The sequence below is a fragment of the Cellulomonas oligotrophica genome, from assembly GCF_013409875.1.
Taxonomy (GTDB): domain Bacteria; phylum Actinomycetota; class Actinomycetes; order Actinomycetales; family Cellulomonadaceae; genus Cellulomonas; species Cellulomonas oligotrophica.
In genome coordinates this window covers 3,974,260-3,992,988 of sequence record NZ_JACCBK010000001.1, presented here as the reverse complement: position 1 = coordinate 3,992,988, position 18,729 = coordinate 3,974,260, and the positions used below count along the sequence as shown (strand labels likewise).

18 protein-coding genes are annotated in these 18,729 nt (G+C 74.0%); 4 read left to right on the top strand and 14 right to left on the bottom strand.

Features of this window, described 5'->3' with window-relative positions; genetic code table 11:
* Positions 1 to 54 precede the first annotated feature (54 nt).
* The 3 genes from BKA21_RS18340 to ileS are packed head-to-tail and all read right to left on the bottom strand — an operon-like array spanning position 55 to position 5,316.
* Positions 55 to 714, bottom strand: coding sequence for a helix-turn-helix domain-containing protein (locus tag BKA21_RS18340; RefSeq protein ID WP_140460404.1), 660 nt, complete (start codon positions 712 to 714; stop codon positions 55 to 57).
* Positions 707 to 2,086: a bifunctional folylpolyglutamate synthase/dihydrofolate synthase gene (locus tag BKA21_RS18335; RefSeq protein WP_140460403.1), complete on the bottom strand. Its 1,380-nt coding sequence runs from the start codon at positions 2,084 to 2,086 to the stop codon at positions 707 to 709. The genes BKA21_RS18340 and BKA21_RS18335 overlap by 8 nt, the downstream gene beginning before the upstream one ends.
* Complete coding sequence (gene ileS / locus BKA21_RS18330; RefSeq protein ID WP_140460402.1) at positions 2,083 to 5,316, bottom strand: isoleucine--tRNA ligase; 3,234 nt, start codon at positions 5,314 to 5,316, stop codon at positions 2,083 to 2,085. The genes BKA21_RS18335 and ileS overlap by 4 nt, the downstream gene beginning before the upstream one ends.
* A gap of 323 nt (positions 5,317 to 5,639) precedes the next feature.
* Between ileS and BKA21_RS18325 the strand changes: the two genes are divergently transcribed.
* Genes BKA21_RS18325 through BKA21_RS18315 form a run of 3 tightly spaced genes read left to right on the top strand, consistent with a single transcriptional unit; the run spans position 5,640 to position 7,918 of the window.
* Positions 5,640 to 6,320 (top strand): HAD hydrolase-like protein, encoded by a 681-nt coding sequence (locus BKA21_RS18325; RefSeq protein ID WP_140460401.1) that lies wholly within the window; start codon positions 5,640 to 5,642, stop codon positions 6,318 to 6,320.
* Positions 6,317 to 7,009, top strand: a complete 693-nt coding sequence (locus BKA21_RS18320) for an HAD hydrolase-like protein (protein ID WP_239072954.1) — start codon at positions 6,317 to 6,319, stop codon at positions 7,007 to 7,009. Before BKA21_RS18325 ends, BKA21_RS18320 begins: the two co-directional genes overlap by 4 nt.
* A gap of 42 nt (positions 7,010 to 7,051) precedes the next feature.
* Positions 7,052 to 7,918, top strand: coding sequence for a formate/nitrite transporter family protein (locus BKA21_RS18315; RefSeq protein WP_140460400.1), 867 nt, complete (start codon positions 7,052 to 7,054; stop codon positions 7,916 to 7,918).
* 10 nt (positions 7,919 to 7,928) lie between these two features.
* Here the strand turns inward: BKA21_RS18315 and BKA21_RS18310 are convergent, their stop codons facing one another.
* Positions 7,929 to 8,444, bottom strand: a complete 516-nt coding sequence (locus tag BKA21_RS18310) for a phosphoribosyltransferase (RefSeq protein WP_140460399.1) — start codon at positions 8,442 to 8,444, stop codon at positions 7,929 to 7,931.
* A 72-nt stretch (positions 8,445 to 8,516) separates the two neighbouring features.
* On the opposite strand from BKA21_RS18310, the gene BKA21_RS18305 reads away from it, so the two are divergent.
* On the top strand, positions 8,517 to 9,026 hold the full coding sequence (locus BKA21_RS18305; protein ID WP_140460398.1) for a hypothetical protein: 510 nt from the start codon (positions 8,517 to 8,519) through the stop codon (positions 9,024 to 9,026).
* A 27-nt stretch (positions 9,027 to 9,053) separates the two neighbouring features.
* Here the strand turns inward: BKA21_RS18305 and BKA21_RS18300 are convergent, their stop codons facing one another.
* The 10 genes from BKA21_RS18300 to BKA21_RS18255 form a co-directional block, all read right to left on the bottom strand.
* Positions 9,054 to 9,350: a nucleotidyltransferase family protein gene (locus BKA21_RS18300; protein ID WP_140460397.1), complete on the bottom strand. Its 297-nt coding sequence runs from the start codon at positions 9,348 to 9,350 to the stop codon at positions 9,054 to 9,056.
* A 4-nt stretch (positions 9,351 to 9,354) separates the two neighbouring features.
* Entirely contained in the window at positions 9,355 to 9,783 is a 429-nt protein-coding gene (locus tag BKA21_RS18295) for a VOC family protein (protein ID WP_140460396.1), read from the bottom strand.
* Positions 9,780 to 11,264: an AMP-binding protein gene (locus tag BKA21_RS20055; protein ID WP_275406418.1), complete on the bottom strand. Its 1,485-nt coding sequence runs from the start codon at positions 11,262 to 11,264 to the stop codon at positions 9,780 to 9,782. The genes BKA21_RS18295 and BKA21_RS20055 overlap by 4 nt, the downstream gene beginning before the upstream one ends.
* Before the next feature lie 43 nt (positions 11,265 to 11,307).
* Positions 11,308 to 11,985: a hypothetical protein gene (locus BKA21_RS18285; protein ID WP_140460394.1), complete on the bottom strand. Its 678-nt coding sequence runs from the start codon at positions 11,983 to 11,985 to the stop codon at positions 11,308 to 11,310.
* Positions 11,982 to 13,724, bottom strand: coding sequence for a hypothetical protein (locus BKA21_RS18280; RefSeq protein ID WP_140460393.1), 1,743 nt, complete (start codon positions 13,722 to 13,724; stop codon positions 11,982 to 11,984). The genes BKA21_RS18285 and BKA21_RS18280 overlap by 4 nt, the downstream gene beginning before the upstream one ends.
* Positions 13,721 to 14,836 carry a hypothetical protein gene (locus tag BKA21_RS18275; RefSeq protein ID WP_170209114.1) on the bottom strand — a complete coding sequence of 372 codons (1,116 nt, stop codon included), beginning with the start codon at positions 14,834 to 14,836 and terminating at the stop codon, positions 13,721 to 13,723. Before BKA21_RS18275 ends, BKA21_RS18280 begins: the two co-directional genes overlap by 4 nt.
* Positions 14,833 to 16,428, bottom strand: a complete 1,596-nt coding sequence (locus BKA21_RS20320) for a MoxR family ATPase (protein WP_239072953.1) — start codon at positions 16,426 to 16,428, stop codon at positions 14,833 to 14,835. Before BKA21_RS20320 ends, BKA21_RS18275 begins: the two co-directional genes overlap by 4 nt.
* Before the next feature lie 789 nt (positions 16,429 to 17,217).
* Entirely contained in the window at positions 17,218 to 17,469 is a 252-nt protein-coding gene (locus tag BKA21_RS20385; RefSeq protein ID WP_373308224.1) for a S1 RNA-binding domain-containing protein, read from the bottom strand.
* A 300-nt stretch (positions 17,470 to 17,769) separates the two neighbouring features.
* Positions 17,770 to 17,919, bottom strand: a complete 150-nt coding sequence (locus BKA21_RS18260; RefSeq protein WP_170209113.1) for a hypothetical protein — start codon at positions 17,917 to 17,919, stop codon at positions 17,770 to 17,772.
* 212 nt (positions 17,920 to 18,131) lie between these two features.
* A complete protein-coding gene (locus tag BKA21_RS18255) occupies positions 18,132 to 18,620 on the bottom strand; it encodes a hypothetical protein (RefSeq protein ID WP_140460390.1) in 489 nt (162 codons plus the stop codon).
* Positions 18,621 to 18,729 lie beyond the last annotated feature (109 nt).

The window sequence follows — 18,729 nt, the reverse complement described above, 5'->3', positions numbered from 1 at the left end:
CGTGAGACGGGCACCCGTCGGACCGCCGCGCGGGAGGCTGGTGCCGCGCGGGCGTCAGCGGGTGACGGCGCGGAGCACGGCCTCGAGCGCGTCGGTGGCCTCGGCGACGGCCGCCGCGGTGGCGTCGTCGTCGGGCTCCCCCACGGCGAACGCCCGCTCGTAGAGCCCCACGCCGACGGCCACGACGTCGCGCGGCGGCAGGCCCAGGGTCGAGCCGGTGCGGTCCAGCACCTCCTCGACGAGCGCGACGAGCCCCGCGTACAGGTCCTCCTGCGCGTCGAGCAGCACCGCCCGCGCGGCGTCGTCCCGCACGGCGACGCCGCGCAGCTCGGTGACGATGCCGAACCACCGGGCCTCCGCGCCGATGCGCCCGGAGAGCTCGCGCAGCGCGGCCGGCACGACCGTGGCGGCGGTGGCCCCGGCCGCGGACCGGTCGAGCGCGCCCAGCACGGCCCGGCGGATCCGCGCGACCTGGTGGGCGTTCGCGCTGGCGTAGAGCGCGGCGACCAGCTCCTCCTTGGAGCGGAAGCTGGAGTAGAACGCCCCGCGCGTGTACCCGGCGCGCGTGCACACCGCGGCGATCGTGGTGCGCAGGTACCCGGCCTCGAGGAACTCCGCGTACGCGGCCTCGAGCAGCTCGCGGCGGGTGGCGGCCCGCCCCCGGGGGTCGTGCGCCCCGGGGGCCGGGCCCGCCGCGGTGGTCGTCTCAGCCACGGCCGAGCAGCACGCGGGCCTCGGCGACCAGGAGGACCGACCCCGTCACCAGCACGGCGGCGCCGCGCTCGACCTCGCTCTCGGCCAGCGAGACCGCGGTCTCGACGGCGTCGTCGAGGCGGTGCACGACGTGCACGCGGTCCTCGCCGAACACGTCGACCGCGATCGCCGCGAGGTCGTCGACGTCCAGGGCACGGTCGGTGCCGGCCTGGGTGACGACGATCTCCGCGAGCTCGGGCTCGAGCACCGCGAGGATGCCCTCGGGGTCCTTGTCCGCCATGACGCCGACCACGCCGACGACGCGCTGGAACTGGAACGCCTCGTCGAGGGCCTCGACGAGCGCCTGAGCGCCCGCGGGGTTGTGCGCGGCGTCGACCACGACGGTCGGCGAGGACCGCACGACCTCCAGCCGCCCGGGCGACGTGACGTCCGCGAGCGCGGCCCCGACGACGTCGCCGTCGAGCGCGGCACCGCCCGTGAGCAGCGCCTCGACGGCGACGAGCGCGAGCAGCGCGTTGTGCGCCTGGTGCGCGCCGTGCAGGGGCAGGTACACGTCGGCGTAGACGCCGCCGAGGCCGCGCAGCACGAGCATCTGCCCGCCGACGGCGACCTGCCGCTCGACGACGTGCACGTCGACGCCCTCGCGGACCACGCGCGCCCCGCGCTCGGCGGCCGCGGCGAGCACGACGCCCTCGACCTCGTCGGTCTGCTCGGCCAGCACGAGGGTCGCGCCGTCCTTGACGATGCCGGCCTTCTCCGACGCGATCTCCACCAGGGTGTGCCCGAGCCAGCGCTCGTGGTCCATGGCCACGGGGGCGATCACGGCGACGTCGGCGTCGATGACGTTGGTGGCGTCCCAGCGCCCGCCGAGCCCGACCTCGACGACGGCGACGTCGACGGGGGCGTCCGCGAAGGCGGCGAACGCCATGACGGTGAACACCTCGAAGAACGACAGCGTCGGCTGCCCGCGCTCGGCCCACCGCTGGTCGACGATGTGCACGTACGGCGCGACGTCCTGCCAGAGCTCGACGAACTGCTCGTCGCCGATGGGCTCGCCGTCGATCTGGATCCGCTCGGTCACGCGGGTCAGGTGCGGGCTGGTGAACAGCCCGGTGCGCAGGCCGTGCTCGCGGACGAGCCGCTCGACGACCCGGGCGGTGGACGTCTTGCCGTTGGTGCCGGTGACGTGCACGGTCCGGTAGGCGCGCTGGGGGTCGCCCAGCAGCTCGAGCACCTCGCGCACACGGTCGAGCGTGGGGTCGATGTCGTGCTCGGGCGCCCGCGCCACGATGGCCCGGTACACCTCGTCGGCGGCGGCGCGGGCCTCGCGGGCGCCCTCGTCGCGCCGGTGGTCGGCGCCGCGGGCGCTCACGCGCCGCTCCGCTCGACGTGCACGGCCAGCTCGGCGGCGTCGGCCGCCGTGATCGTGATCGTCGCGGCCAGCGTCTCGGCGGCGACCACGTCGCTGTACGCCTCGACGGCGGGCACGTGCGCGTGCGGCACGGTCAGCGTGAGGTCGATCCGGTCGGAGACGTGCAGGCCGGCGGCCTTGCGCGCGTCCTGCACGGCGCGCACGACGTCGCGGGCGTAGCCCTCGGCGAGCAGCGCGTCGTCGAGGGTGAGGTCGAGGACGACGAACGCCCCGCCGGGCAGCACGGTCGCGGCCAGGGACGCGTCGGGCTCGTCGCCGCCGACGACGGTGGTGAGCTCGTACTCGGCCGGCTCGAGCGGCACGTCGCCGTCGTCCGTCGTGACGACGACCGTCTCGCCGTCGAGGCGCCACGCCCCGGCCTTGGCGGCACGGATGACGGGCTGGACGCCGCGGCCGAGCCGCGGGCCGGCGGCGCGGGCGTTGACGGCCAGGCGCTGCGTGATGCCGAAGCGCTCGGCGGTCGCGGCGTCGGCCTCGACCACGTCGACGGCCTTGACGTTGAGCTCGGCCGCGAGCAGGTCCGCCCACGGTGCGAGCGCACCGGGCTCGGCGGCGGCGACGGTGAGCCGGTGCAGCGGCTGGCGCACGCGCACCTGGTGGGCCTTGCGCAGGCCGAGGGCCGCGGACACCACGGCCCGGACCTCGTCCATAGCCGTGACCAGGGCGTCGTCCGTGACGAGCGCCTGCGTCGGCCAGTCCGTCAGGTGCACGGACCGGCCGCCGGTCAGGCCCCGCCAGACCTCCTCGGTGACGAGCGGCGCGAGCGGCGCGGCCGCCTGCGTGAGCGTCTCCAGGGCGGTCCACAGCGTGTCGAACGCGTCGGCGTCCTCCGACCAGAACCGGTCGCGCTGCGTGCGCACGTACCAGTTGGTCAGCACGTCGAGGTGCTCGCGCACGGACTCGCACGCCGCCGAGATGTCGTACGCGTCGAGCTGGGCCGCGACGGCCTCGACGAGCCGCCCGGTGCGGGCCAGCAGGTACCGGTCCATCGCCGGCAGGCCCGCCGCACGCTCGGGCGTGACGCGCTGCGCGGCGTACCCGCGGCCCTCGTCCGCGGCACCGGCGTACAGCGTGAAGAAGTAGTACGTGCTCCACAGCGGCAGCAGCACCTGGCGCACGCCGTCGCGGATGCCCTCCTCGTGGACGACGAGGTTGCCGCCGCGCAGGATCGGCGACGACATCAGCGACCAGCGCACCGCGTCGGAGCCGTACCGGTCCCACATGAGCTGCGGGTCGGGGAAGTTGCGCAGCGACTTGCTGGCCTTGCGACCGTCGTCGCCGAGCACGATGCCGTGGCACATGACGTTGCGGAACGCGGGCCGGTCGAACAGGGCGGTGGCCAGCACGTGCAGCGTGTAGAACCAGCCGCGGGTCTGCCCGATGTACTCGACGATGAAGTCGCCCGGGTAGTGGTGCTCGAACCAGTCGCGGTTCTCGAACGGGTAGTGCACCTGCGCGAACGACATCGACCCCGAGTCGAACCACACGTCCAGCACGTCGGGGATGCGGCGCATCGTCGAGGCGCCCGTGGGGTCGTCCGGGTTCGGGCGCGTCAGGTCGTCGATGAACGGGCGGTGCAGGTCGGGCTCGCCGGCCTCGTTGGTGGGCACGCGGCCGAAGTCGGCCTCGAGCTCGGCGAACGAGCCGTACACGTCGACGCGCGGGTACGCGGGGTCGTCCGACACCCACACGGGGATGGGCGTGCCCCAGTACCGGTTGCGGCTGATCGACCAGTCGCGGGCGTTCTCCAGCCACTTGCCGAACTGGCCGTCGCGGATGTGCCCGGGGATCCACTCGATGCCCTGGTTGAGCTCGACCATGCGGTCCTTGAACGCGGTGACGCGCACGAACCACGACGACACGGCCTTGTAGATCAGCGGGTTCCGGCACCGCCAGCAGTGCGGGTAGGAGTGCTCGTACGTCTCGTGCCGCACGACCACGGACCGGCGGGCGTCGTCGACGCGCGCGAGGGGGCCCGTGCCGGCCTTGAGGTCGGCGATGACGGCCTTGTTCGCCTCGAAGACCTGCTGGCCCTCGTAGTCGGCGACCTGCGCGGTGAACCGGCCCTTGGAGTCGACGGGGACGACGGGCGTGATGCCCGCCGCGTCGCACGCGTGCATGTCGTCCTCGCCGAACGCGGGAGCCAGGTGCACCACGCCCGTGCCGTCGTCGGTGGTGACGAAGTCCGCCGCGAGCACCACGTGGGCGTTGTCGTGCCCGGCGAAGTAGTCGAACGGGGGCGTGTACGCCCGGCCCACGAGGTCCGCACCGGTGAGCGTCGCCACGACCGTGGCCTCGCCGAGCTCGCGCGCGTACGCCCCGACCCGGCCCGCGGCCAGCACGACCCGCTCGCCGGGGTGCGCCTGCGCGAACGGCGAGTCCGCGGCGGGCTCGACGACGGCGTACTCGATCTGCGGGCCCACGGCCACGGCCAGGTTCGACGGCAGGGTCCACGGCGTCGTCGTCCAGACCAGCAGCAGCTCGCCCGTGGCCAGGCGCAGGCCGACCGTCAGCGCGGGGTCCTGGCGGGAGGCGTAGACGTCGTCGTCCATGCGCAGCTCGTGGTTCGACAGCGGCGTCTCGTCGCGCCAGCAGTACGGCAGCACCCGGTAGCCCTCGTAGGCCAGGCCCTTGTCGTACAGCTGCTTGAACGCCCAGACCACCGACTCCATGAACGTCGGGTCGAGGGTCTTGTAGTCGTTCTCGAAGTCGACCCAGCGGGCCTGGCGGGTGACGTACTCCTCCCACTCCTGGGTGTACGTCAGCACCGACTCCCGGCACGCGGCGTTGAACGCGGCGATGCCCATCTCGTCGATCTGCGCCTTGTCGGTGATGCCCAGCACCCGCTCGGCCTCGAGCTCGGCCGGCAACCCGTGGGTGTCCCACCCGAAGCGGCGCTCGACCCGGCGCCCGCGCATCGTCTGGTACCGCGGCACGACGTCCTTGATGTACCCGGTCAGCAGGTGCCCGTAGTGCGGCAGGCCGTTGGCGAACGGCGGGCCGTCGTAGAACACGTACTCGTTCGCGCCGTCCTCGCCCGCGGGGCGCTGCTCGACGGACGCGGCGAACGTGCCGTCGGCCGCCCAGTGGGCCAGCACGTCGGCCTCGAGCGCGGGCAGCTCCGGGGACGCGGGGACGGTCTGCCCGGGACGGTGCAGCGGGTACGCCACGGTGGGTGCTCCTGGTCTCTCGCGCAGCTGCGCGGGTGATTCACCTGACCACGAGGACGACGACGCCCGGACCGGCCGGACGGCACCGCGGTACCACCTCGCTTGCCGGGCGCACGGTGCGCCCGACCTCTCGCCTGCGGCTGTGACGGGCCTGCCCCGTCCGGTTCTACTGAGGCCGCCCGAGGGCGGTCCGTTCTTCCGGAGGCTCACCGGTGATGGCCGGGTCGACGCCTGTGCGGCCAGTGTAACGACGACACGGGCCGCGGCGTCGACCGGCGGGCGCGGGTTCGTCGGACGGCGGCCGGGGCGGGCAGGATCGTCCCATGCCTTCCCCCGCCGCCCGTCCCCTCGCGCTGCTCGACCTCGACGGCACGCTCATGAACTCCGCCCCCGGCGTCGTGCACTCGGTGCGCGTCGCGTACGAGCACGTCGGGGTGCCCGTGCCCGACGAGGCCGCGATGCTGTCGTTCATCGGCCCGCCCATCGGGCACTCGTTCCCCGCGCACGGCGTGCCCGCCGCGCTCGTGCCGGCCGCCGTGGCCGCGTACCAGGAGCACTTCGGGCGCGTCGGGGTGTGGGACACCACCGTCTTCGACGGCATCCCGGCCGCCCTGACGGCGCTGCGGGAGGCCGGGGTCCTCCTCGTCGTCGCCACCGCCAAGCCCATCGCCTTCGCCGAGCCGATCTGCGCCGAGGTCGGCCTGACGCCGCTGCTCGACGCGATCGTCGGCGCCCCGCTGGACGAGTCCGAGTCGAAGGGGCAGATCATCGCCCGCGCCCTCGTCGTGGCGCGCGAGCTCACCGGCGCCCCCGTCGACCCGGCGCGCGCCGTGATGCTCGGCGACCGCGAGCACGACGTGCACGGCGCCGCCGAGCACGGCATCGCGTGCCTCGGCGCGTCGTGGGGGTACGGCGCGCCCGGCGAGCTCGTCGCCGCGGGCGTCGCGCAGGTGCTGGGCGGCACCGACGAGGTCGCGCCCGCCGTGCTGGCCCGCGTCGCGTGAGCGCTCGTCCCCTGGACCCGCCCGCCGGGCGGCCCGCGCCGGTCGTGCTGCTCGACCTCGACGGCACGCTCACCGACTCCTACCCGGGCATCGCCGCGTCGGCCCGCGCCGCGTACACCGCGCTCGGGCTGCCCGTGCCGGACGACGCGACCCTGCGCACCTTCGTCGGCCCGCCCATCACCGGGTCGTTCGCCGCGCACGGCGTGCCTGCCGACCGGCTGACCGAGGCCGTCGCGGCGTACCGGGTGCACTTCCGCGCCGGCGGCATGTGGGACAACCGCGTCTACGACGGCGTCGACGACCAGCTGCGGGCCCTGCGCGCCGCCGGCGCCCGGCTGGCCGTGGCGACCAGCAAGCCCGAGGTGTTCGCGCAGCCCATCTGCGAGCGCTTCGGCCTGGCCGCGCACCTGGAGGGCGTGTTCGGCGCACCGCTGGACCACGTCCCGTCGACGAAGGCCGACGTCATCGCCCGGGCCCTCGCCGTGCTCGGCGCCGCGGCCCCCGTGGACCGCGCAGTCATGGTCGGCGACCGCGAGCACGACGTGCACGGCGCCGCCGCCCACGGGATCGCGTGCGTCGGCGTCGGGTGGGGGTACGCGTCCGACGGCGAGCTCGTCGCCGCCGGCGCCGTCGAGGTCGTCGCCGACGTCGCGGACCTGGCCGCCCGGGTGCTCGCGCACCTCGGGTGAGCCGCACCGGCGCGGGGCCCGCGGGTGTGGGATCTTGAGCGCGTGAGCGCCACGTCCCCCGACCCGCAGGCCCTGTTCCCGGGCAAGCACTTCATCAGCACGGTGCTCGAGGCGCTCGAGACCAAGACGGCGATGTCGGGCACGCTGGCCCGCCGCTACCTGCAGCGCGCCGCGATGGCGGGCGTCATCATCGGCCTGCTGTACGCCACCTACTACGCGGTGGTCGCCGCGTTCGCGTCGGTGCCCGTGGGCACCACGACCCTGCAGCCGCTGGGGCGGATGGTCGGCGGGTTCGTGTTCGGCTGGGCGCTGGTGTTCATCTACTACTCGCGCTCCGAGCTGCTGACGTCGAACATGATGATCGTCTCGATCGGCGCGTACCACCGGCGCACCACGTGGGGCCGGGCGCTGCGGCTGCTGGGCCTGTGCTACCTCGGCAACCTCGTCGGCGGGTTGTTCGTCGCCGTGCTGCTGCGGTTCTCCACCCTCGCCGAGGGCGCCGCCGAGGAGCAGATGCTGCTGTCCGTGGAGCACAAGCTCGACTTCGTCAGCTCCGGCGCCACCGGCTGGGTGGACCTGCTGGTCCGCGCGGTGCTGTGCAACTTCTGCATCAACCTCGCGATGCTGCTGGTCTACAACGGCCTCATCAAGGACGACCTGACCAAGTCCCTCGTGATGATCGTCGCGGTGTTCATCTTCGCGTTCCTCGGCCTGGAGCACTCCGTGGCCAACACCGTGCTCTTCTCCATCGTCGGCCTGCGCGAGGGCATCGACCTGGGCCTGGCCGCCGGCAACGTCGCCCTCGCGCTGATCGGCAACTTCATCGGCGGCGGCCTGCTCATCGGCCTGTACTACGCGTACGTCAACGACGACAGCCGGTGGCTGCGCCATCAGCAGCCACCGGCCTGACGCCCGCGGCTCAGGGCTGCGCGGCCTGCACCGGCGGCAGCGCCGACCAGGGGAACGTGATCCACCGGTCCGTGCGCTTCCACACGTAGTCGGGGTCGATGATCGAGCGCGGCTTGGCGTACAGCACCGCGGTCCGGGCCTCCGCGCAGTGCCGCGACACGAGCTTCTGCACCAGCGCCAGCGTCTCCCCGGTGTCCGCGACGTCGTCGACGACCAGGGCCCGCAGCCCGCTCAGCGCGTCGGTGTCGAGCAGCGGCGGCAGCAGCGCCGGCTCCTCCAGCCGCTCGTCGACGCCCGTGTAGAACTCCACGTTGAGCGTCCCGACGGACTTGGTGCCCAGCGCGTACGCGATCGCCCCGCCCGGCGGCAGCCCGCCGCGTGCGACCGCGACGACGACGTCCGGGACGAACCCCGAGTCGACCACCGCCTGCGCGATCTCCCGCGCCGCCGACCCGAAGGTCTCCCACTCCAGCACCTCGCGGTCAGCCGGGAGCTCCTGCCCCGGTGCCGCCTCCGTCGTCGTCATGCGCTGATCCTCCCCCACCCCGCCCAGGACCTTCCACGCCGGCACCGCGCTCCACCTGATGGAATGGTGCCCGTGACCGACCGGCAGACCGTGCAGTGGGACGTGCTGAACCGCTACCTCGCGGTCGTCCTCGGAAGCCACCGCCGGGGCGCCTGGTCGATGGGCCGCCAGCGGGGGGCAGCATCGACCGGGACCTGGGACGCGCTCGTCGCCGCGCTCGTCGGCGGCGACCTGGTGACCGTCACCGACTCGAACATGCACACCTCGTGCGTCTACGACGTCCGCGACGAGCGAGCGGTGCTGCACGTGTCCACGGTCCTGCCGTACGTGATCGTCTGGTCGGACGTCGAACGGCGCTTCCTGGACACGTGCCCCGACTGGGCCACGCCGTTGACCGACGCCGTGTTCTCGCACCTCGGCAGCGCATGCACGCGCACCTGGAGCCCGTACCGCGACGACGAGGCCGAACGCCGGATCACGTACTTCGAGCTGCTCTTCGCGTGGATCGAGGGCTCCGACGGACCGCCCGCCGACGAGACCGTCGACCCCTGGCGCCCACCTCTGGGCGCGCCCGAGGGGTGAGGACGACCCCGCCCGCCCGCTGTCCGATCAGAACGGGTAGAGCGTGCAGGCCTCCGCCTCGACGCGGTCCCGCATCAGCCGGTGGAGCGTCCGACGCGAGACCAGGTCGACGGGCCGTCCGAGGATCGTCGACATCTCCTCCGCGACGTCAACGACCTCCCATGTCAGGTGCCGCCCGGGTAGGAGGTCGTACAGCACGTCCACGTCGGAGTCAGCCCGGGCCTCGCCGCGCGCGACGGAGCCGAACACGTCGAGCCGCGCGATCCCGTGACGGACGCACAGGGCGTCGAGCGCGGCGCGCTGATGGTCGTCGACGGGGATCACCTCGTCATGCTTGCGGCACGGCCCGTGCAGACGCCACCAGCTCGACCTCGAAGCCGTCGGCGTTCTCCAGGTAGGCGGCGTAGTGGTCGGGGCCGCCGGCGTGCGGGTGCGAGTCGGCGAAGAGCAGCGACCACTCGTGCTGCTGGGCGTCGCGGGCCAGCGCGTCGACGTCCGCGGGAGCGCCGGCGTGGAACGCGAGGTGGTTCAGGCCGGGCCGGAGCCGGTCGTGGCGGTCCCCGCGCACGTCCGGGCCGGACTCGAGCACGACGTACACGGCGCCCCGGCCCCAGCGGCAGCCACCGGGCCAGGCGTCACGCTGCGTGTACCCGAGCGCACCGAGGAGCCAGCCCAGCGTGGCCTGCGCCCGTTCGAGGTCAGGGACCCATAGCTCGACGTGGTGCAGAGCACCAATCGCCCGCGACGGGCCGGTCATGACGTCGCCGGGGCGACGTCGCTGGAGAAGCGGCGGGGCTTGCCGGGGCCGAGGGCGGCGGGGTCCGGCTCGACGGTGAGGGCGACCGGGTGGCCCAGCCAGGCCTCGACCTCGCGGGCGGCGCGGGCGGCCGACGCGGCGGGGCCGACGGCGCGCAGGGTGAGGCGGGCGTCGGCGTGCTGGTGCAGGGACCAGGCGCGCAGGCCGGCGGCATGGAGGATCTGCGTGGCGTCGATCGAGGGGCGCCACCGGCCCGCGGCGTCGAGGAGCTGGACGGGGGTGCGGCCCTCCAGGCCGAGCAGGACCGTGCCGCGGGCGTCGCGGTGCAGGGACGCGTGGTCGCCCGTGCGGTAGCGCAGCAGGGGCAGGTAGGGGTTCTCGTCGACGGTCACGACGATCTCCCCGCGCGTCCCGTCGGGCACCGGGCGGCCGGCGGCGTCGAGGATCTCGACGTGGACGCGGCGGTCGACGACGACGTGGCCCTCGCCGTCGAGGTCGGCGGCGACAGGACCGGTCTCGCGCAGCCCGTACAGGTCGACGAGCGGCACGCCCCAGGCCGCGTGCACGTCGGCGCGCACCGCCGGGGTCACGTGGGTGGCGCCGTTGACGACCGCCACCGGGCGCAGGTCGAGGCCGTCGGCGGCCAGGCGCAGCAGGTGCAGCAGCGGGTGGGTGCTGGTGGAGACGACCTGGGGGTCGTGGGCGGCGAGCCAGCGCTCGCGGTCGCCGGGGCGGTGCCAGGCGTCGGCGTGCAGGTTGGCGCGGGCCATCAGGGGGACGAGCACGCCGGGCGGGCGCGGGAACGCGGACATCGCCGAGACGTACGTGAACGCGGTGCGCTGGTCGACGAGGTTGAGCAGCCCGAGCCGCCCAGGGTCCGCGTCCCAGCGGGCGCCGGCCGCGGTGACGAGGGCGTGCAGCAAGAGGAGGTCGGCTCCGACGGCCCGCGGGTGCAGGGGCACCACCAGCGCACCGTCACCGGTGCTGCCCGAGCTGGAGCCCTCCAGCACCCGGTCGAGCGGCACGTCCACCGGCACGTGCGCGGCGGCGTCGGCGACGAGGTCGGCGCGGGTCACGGTCGGCAGGTCCACCAGCGGGGTGCGCGGGCCGCTGGTGCGGGACCGGGCCGCCGCGCGGTACCGCGGGACGGTGCGGTGCACGCGCTCGACCAGCGCGGGCACCCACGCGGGGACCTCGTCGGCGGCCGCCGGCGGGGTCGGTGGGCGGGCCGCGAGCGCGGCGAGGTCGTCGGCGTCGAGGCGGTCGCCGGTGGCGTGCACCCACGGCGGTGCGGCGGGGTGGGTGCGGGCGGCCTCGACGCGGGCCAGGTCGGCCGGGCCGAGGGACGGCCAGCGCTCGGCGTCGGTGAGCACGGCCGCGCCCATGGCGGCGTACTCGGCGAGCAGGCCGCCGGGCCGGGTGAGGCCCTGCGTCGGGTCGGCGGCGGGCGGTTCGGCGGGCGACGGGTCAGCGGGCGTCACGTGGGCCGGCGTCACGCTCGGGACCGGGGTGCCGGTGGGGTCGTCAGTAGTTGGCATACTGCGCCGCCGCCTCCTTCGCGCGCTGCTCGGCCAGGCGTCGGGCGAGCTCCTCGGCGCGGCGGCGCTCCTCGGCCATCTGCGCGACGACCTCGCGGCGGTGCCGGGTGCTCACGGCGGACCACGCGTCGGCGGCCGCGGCGGCGTCCTGCCCGCCGGGCAGCAGCCCGCACACGGCGAGGAACGCCCGGGCGAGCTCCTCGCGGGCGGGCTCGTCGGCGACCCAGGCGCGGGGCTCGCGCAGCCCGTCGAGCAGCGCGACGAGCGCGGGGGCGACCGTGACCAGCAGCATCGCCGGCCCGCCGACCTGCTGGGCCTGCGTGGCCAGCGGCGGGGTGCGGTGCAGGCCGAGGAGCAGCCAGGCGGCGAGGAGGCCCGGGGCCGCGCGGGTCGTCGGCGTCGGGTGCGCGGTGGCGCCCGGGACGCCGAGGACGCCGTCGAGGTAGGCCGTCCACGCGGCGTCGAGCACGGTGCCGTCGAGGGAGACCGCGAGGTCCGCGAGCGCGGCGGCGGGGTGCACGCGGGCGTCGAGGAGCGCGGTCGGTGCGGCAGCGAGCCGGTGCGTCAGGGCGCTCAGCGGCAGCCCGGGGCGCCGCTCCCCCGGCACCACCGAGCGGGGCAGGCCGTCGGGGCCGAGGGCCGTGGGGTCGGGGGCCGTGGTCATCGGGCGCTCTCCTGCGTCGTGGCCCAGGTGCGGCGGGCGAACGTGCGGGCGAAGTCGACGAGCGCGGCGTCGCCGTCGACCCAGTAGGTGTCGTACCCCTCGGGCACGACGACGCCCGCGCGCCGGTCGGGCGGCACGTCGAGCAGCAGCGACCCTCCGCCGCCCGCGGCGGCGAGCGCACGGACGGCGGTCTCCTCGGGGTCGGGCTGCGGGGGCCAGCCCTGCCCGCACATCGTCGCCACCCCGTCGTCGGAGACCACGGCGACGTGCGTGGGGCGTGTCGTCGTCGGCGGGCGCCCGTCGTGGCCGAGGAACGTGCGGGCGAGGACGGGCAGGGGGAAGGCCGTGCCGCCGCCGAAGTGCGCGACGATCGCGCGCAGCACCGCGTCGGGGTCGCGCGTGAACCCGTCGGTGCCCGCGACCTGCCCGGGGCCGCTCCACGTGGTGGCCTGCACGCGCGCGCCCACCCGCAGCGCCGAGAGCGCGAGCACGGCGCCGGCCAGCGCGACCCACGAGAACTGCTTCGGGTCGGGCATGGACCCGGACGAGTCGAGGTACAGGTCGAGGTCCACGGGCGCGTCGTCGCGGACCACGGGCTCGTCGTCGTGGAAGGCCCGCCGCAGCGTCGTCATGCCGGGCACCACGACGGGCGACGCGGTGACGGTGCCGGTCCAGTCGACGTCGGCGAGGTCGTCGCCGACCTCCCACGGGTCGAGGCCGCCGAGCAGCGGGTCGACGGGCTGGGCGGTGCGGCGCTGCGGGAACGGCACGAGGTGGCGGGCGGCGCGCTCGCGGTACCAGGCGACGGCGACGTCCTCCGGGGTGCTGGTGCCGCCGAGCGCGTGGACGACGGCGTGCAGGTCGGCGGGCAGGAGCATGTTGCCGGTGTGCCCGGTGGCGGTGCCGGACGCGTCGGGGGTCAGCGTGGTGCGGGCGGGTGCCTCCGGGGCGGGCGCGACGTCGCCGACGACCGCGGCGTCCAGCGAAGGGTGCACGACGGGCGCGACGAGCGAGGCGTCGCCGGCGAGCCCGTGCGGCAGCGCGCCGGACGCGTCGGGGCACACGACGGCGCGCACGGAGGTGGCGAGCGCGTCGGTGAGCGCGGACTCGGGCAGGGAGGTGCGGACCAGCGCGGCGAACCCGCCCGCGCCGCCGACGGGGTCGCGGGCGTAGGCGCGCACGAGCCGGGCGCACAGCCAGGCGGCGCCCTCGTCGACGGGGTGGGCGGTGCCGCACAGGGTGGTGCGCGGCAGCTCCCAGAGCAGCTCGCACGCGCGCAGCACCAGCGCCATCAGCGGGTCCTTCGCCGGGCCGAGCGCGCGCCACACGGCCACGAGGTCGGCGCGGCCGGTGCGCTGGAGGCGGTCGTTGATGAGCAGGTCCTGCCAGAGGTTGGCGACGGGGCCGACGAGGTCGTGCTGGTCGACGAGTCCGGCGCGCACGCGGGCGGCGACGCGCAGCGCGGTGCGGCGGTGCGCGGGCGCGAGCACGTGGTGACCGATCTCGTGCGCGAGCACGGCGACGGCGTGGTCGTCGAGGCCGCGGCGGTGCACGTCGGCGAGGTCGACGTGCACCTCGACGGTGCCGGAGTCGTACCAGGCGAACGAGCCGACGTCGGCGACGGGGTCGGTGTGCAGCACGGGCGGGTGCACGCGGGTGGTGGTGCCCCACGCCGCCTGCGCCGCGGGCCACGCGTCCTGCCACCGCTGCACGAGCGCGTCCGGCACGGCGCCGCTCATGCCGGCACCCCGGCCACGCGCACGACGTCGAGGGCGTAGGAGTGCGCGCGGCTGACCAGCACGACGTCGTCGCCGGTGGCCGCGCCGCCGGGCACGACGCCCGTCGTCGCGTCCTGCCACGGCACGGGCAGCGACGGCTCGGGGGCCGGCGCGCGTCCGGCGAGGAGCCGGCCCACGGCGCCGCGGGGGCGGGGCGGAGCGTCCGCGGCGGCGGACAGGTCGAGGTCGTCCACCGGCACGACGCCCGCCCCGTGCACGTCGGCGACGACGGCCCACGTCTGCCCGTCGGCGATCACGGCCCAGCCCGTCGGCCCGCCCGGCACGGCGACCGGCAGCCCGACCCACGGCCCGCCCCACCCGGCGAACCCGCCGACCCGGCGCAGCACCCCGGCGCCGTCGGGCACCTGCGGCCACCACCACCGGTCGGCGCGGTGCCGGGTCAGCACGTCCGCGACGTCGTCGGGGGCCACGCCGAGCAGCGCGCCCGCGAGCGCGACGGGCAGGGCCGCGGCGGCGTCGAGGGCCGCGTCCCGGTACCGCACCAGGCCGGTGCGCCAGGCGGCGACGAGCAGCGCGGGCCGCACGTGCGCCGCGTCGTCGGGCGCGGGGGCGGCGGCCACCCGGGCCGACCAGGCGTCGAGCAGGCCCGTGCGGGCGACGACGTCGGCGGCGGCGACCACGGCGGGCACGACGTGCGTGGGGTGTGCGCGCACCCAGGGCGCGAGCGCGGGCAGCACCTGCACGACGGCGGTGCGCTGGGCGCGGCCGGTGTGCCAGCGTCCGCGGGCGACGAGGTCGAGGGTCGTGCGGACCAGCGCGAGCACGGCGTCCGCCCCGGGCAGGTCCCGTGCGGGACTGTCGGGCGTGGGCGGGGCGTCGGTCGCGTCGTCAGCGCGTGCGGGGTCGGGGGTGGCGGTGAGGGCGTCGGCGACGGGGACGACGTCGGCCAGCGCGGCGCGCACCGCCGCGGGCTCGGCGCCGAGCCCCTGCGCGGTGCGCAGCCACGGGTCGACCGTCGCGGCGTGGGCGCGCAGCACCCGTCCGAGCGTGCTGCCCGGGTCGAGCACCGGCGCGCCTGGGCGTGCGGGGGCGTCGCCGCCCGGGGTGGTCACGCGCCGCTCCACCGCAACCACGACAGGTACGCCGAGTACCGCTGGTGGGCGTACTTCAGCGCGAGCGCGTCGTCGTAGACGTCACCGTGCAGCTTGGTCGCCTGCTCCCACCCGGCCAGCAGCCCCTCGATGCGGGCGAGGCGGGTGCGCACGGTCGCCTCGTCGACGCCGTCGAGGCCCTGGGCGAGCTCGGCGAGGACGTCACCGACGGGGTCGTCGCGGTCGAGGTCGGCGGCGTCGTGCTGGCGGCACGCGGTGTCGAACAGGTCGCGGATCCACGAGACCCGGTCGGTGCGCAGCGGCTCACGCTCGGGGTCGTCGAAGGCCGGGGCCGCCAGGTCGGGCTGGAGCTTGTCGTGCAGGACGAACGGCAGGACCGCCCGCAGGTCCGCGAGCGTGACCTCGGCGTTGCCGCGGAAGTACGCCATCGCCTTGGCGTACAGCACGAGCGACTGCAGCGCCCGCACGGACAACCCGTTGAGGGTCTGGGCGCCGACGTCCTCGACCCGGTCGCGCCCGTCGTCGGCGAGGGCCAGCAGGTGCGGGTCCACGCCGGCCAGACGCGCGGTGTCCTTGGTGCGGTACTCCAGCTGCCACGCGGCGCGCTCCAGCAGCTCGAGCTGGGACGCGAAGTGCTCCAGCCGCCGGCGCACCGGCGCCGGGAACGGCACCGCGAGCACCTCCCGGTGCAGGCGGTCGTGCTCGTCGGCGTCGAACACCACCCCCGGCGGCACGTTCTCCTCCGGCCGCAGCCCCCGCTCCGCGCGGGCCACGAGGTCGCCGAGGAACCGGGAGTTGAACGCCAGGGCCTTGACGACCACGTCGATGCGGTCCCGCAGCGCGTCGACGACCTGGAACGTGCCGCCACCGGCGTCGTCATTCGCAGTCAGGTACCACGCGGACGCCCCGGTCTCGTAGACCTGGTCGAACACCTCCACGTACCCGTCGGCCAGCACCGTCAGCAGCGCCGACTGCGTGCGCGTGGGGATGCGGTTGTACTCGTCGACGATCTTCACGCGCATGCCCAGCCACGACCGCCACGCCACATCGATGTCCGCCAGGCTCTCGGCGTTGACCAGGTCCCGCGGCAGCGGCGTGCCGAACATGTCCTGCACCGTCAGCTGCGGGTGCCCGTGCTGCATGGCCCGCCGCACCTCCCGCACCGGGTACCCCGCGATGACGCCCATGAGGATCGCCGACGCCGTCTTGCCCCGACCCGGCCCCCCGACCAGCAGGCACCTGCCCCGCACCGCGAACGTCAGCAGCGGCAGCAGCACGAACGACGAGTACGACTGGTCAGTCGGGAGGTCCACCGCCGCCCGCGAGTCCCCCAGGTGGAACGTCGTCACCGGCCGCGCCGGGTCCGAGAACTCCACGTCGTAGTGCGGGCTGATGATCGCGTGGTTGACCATCCAGAAGTACGCCTGCCGCAGCTTCTCGTCCAACGGCGCCCCGCCCGCCGCAGGCTCGGCCGCGGCCTCGTCGGCGAACAGGTGCGCCACGTCCAGCGCCAGACCCCGCGGCACCGACCGGGCACCCGCACGGGTCGGCGCGGCAGACACCTGCGTGAGATCGGCATCGGGAGCGTTCACGAGCCTGATCCTCACATGGCTCAACCCGGCTGACCCGCCCCGGGTGCGGTGGCGAACCGAACCCGGGCGGCACCTGGGCATGCGGAGGCCAAGACCGCCCACAGGACGGGCCCGTGAACCAGAGTCAGGCCAGGTGCACTCTCTCCCCGGGTGGCCAGCCCGTCGGCGGCTGATCCGTATACCAAGCCTGCTCTAGAAGAGAGATCCGGCCACCAACGACCCAGATGAGGATGCGCCCGATCACCTCACCTCGACCGTCCACCACCGTCGGGCTCAGCGAAAGCGGCCCATCGGGTCAGGGACCAGCGGGAGAGTCGCTAGGAACGTCAAGTTCTACATACGTCGGCGAAAACGATCTCACGCGCGCGGTGCGTGACTGCGCAGCCAGCACCTCACCCCCGCTCTCTAGAACAGCAGAAACGGCCCCGAGAACTTGGTGCAGCGCTTCGGGCAATGATTGAAAGTTCATGGGATGCACGCCGTTCCGACTCGGGGCACACTGTTGACGACGAAACCGTCGATCACCACCGACTCGCCTGCGCTGGTTCGAGTGACCGTGAAACGCCCACTCGTAGGGACAACTCCTTGGAGACCTCGATACGCCTGCTCGACCACAGCATGCCGCGAACCGAAGCGCTGGACCAGCCTCGCCAGCGCCGGGGAACCGGCCCAAATGCGCCTCGACTGCGTCGACACCGCCACTCGTGACCCTGATCCGGTCGAGCGACAATCGCGATCCGGCGTTTGCGGCAACACCGGATCAACGGGATGCGTGCCAGAGCCGAGTCATCACCCTGTCGCTGGGCCTAGCAGCTCCGCACTATCGGCGAGATGAACCCTCACCTGATGATTGTACTCGGCGAGTTGGACAACGACTACTTCAATCTCCAACCCTGGATGGAAGCGCTCCAAGTCGTCTCCAATACTCAAACGGTCGATGAATCCATTGAATGGTAGGCCTAGATCAACCAGTATCCCCCATCGTTCGACTTGAAGCACCCCGGCTCGAAGCCGGTCCCCAATTGCCACTCGGTAGGCCATGTCGCCCCAGTTCGGCTGGTCATTCGTCATGGCTTAAACCAAGACCGCGGGGATTGGCTCAAGGTGGGAATCAGGTCCCGCGGCACTTCGATCTGCATCCTAGGCCCACCGTCGTACGGAAAAAACATGTTCTCGAACAAGTCCCTCTTTAAGGGCACGGGCCGCCGCGAGATCTCTGGCAATTCCATTGGCAAGAGACCGCAGCACCCCCAGAAAGCCCCACGCCGAAGTCGTACGAATCTTCCCCTCCACGCGAATCCTGAAGGTGCAATTGTCCTGGCCGGACTCACCAGGCGGTCCCTACTGCTGCCGAGCGGCGCGCAACTCGTCGATGAGCACGGGGAGGTAGGTCCGCGCCGCCGCGATCAGATCAAGGTACGGCGCCGAAGCCGGACCGCTGTCGCGCGTGACGTAGATGTCCTCCCCACGATCACCGTCTGGGCCGGTCATGATCATGTCCTCGCCCGAGTCGTGATCACGACCTTCGACGCTTGCCCTCCACGGAGGCGGATCGCAGCGGTCAGAGAGCTGCTGGAGCCACCTCAGGGTCTCCTCTGAGATCACCGTCAACCTACTTCCACGGGTTCTTGATCGTCGGGGTGAACAGAAGCTGATGGCAAAACTGACATCCTGCCGCACGCTTCACATTTCTCACTGACCCGCTACTTGGGGACTGCGGGCGGCCACGTCTCGAAGGTTCCCGACGACGCCGGATCAGCCGTGTTCAGGTCGAGCTGAAGCAACCCATCCATGATGACTTCTACTGAAAGGACGCAGGAGCCGAAGAGCACCCGGACGCCAGCCAGATCCAGGACTTCATCGAAGATCGGTTCTACGGAAGTGGCGGTGGCGCCGAGAATCGGGGCTAGTGCATCATCCTCGTCGACCGGGACGCGGGTCCACAGGCCGACCTCCTCGGCCAGGACAGACCGTTGTGCGTCACTGCAGCCGGCGTATGGGTCACGCCACGGACTCCTCGACACCATCAGAGTCAGGTCGGTGTTCACGTCGAGCAGCAGGGTCTGGCCGTCGTGCCACTTCACCTCCAGGGCACTTCCCACTGTCGGCGCCTTCCCGCGCAACTGATGTATCAGCCTGGCGGCCGCGACGCATCGGAGCCCCTCGACGCCCCATCCGGTCTCGATGGTCACTGTGGGAACACCTCCGCGTTGCTGGACCAGTCTGATCGACGCACGGCACCGGCAACTCGCCGACGACGCGCTCGAGCACCGCGTGCGCGGACGCGACACGCGCATCCGC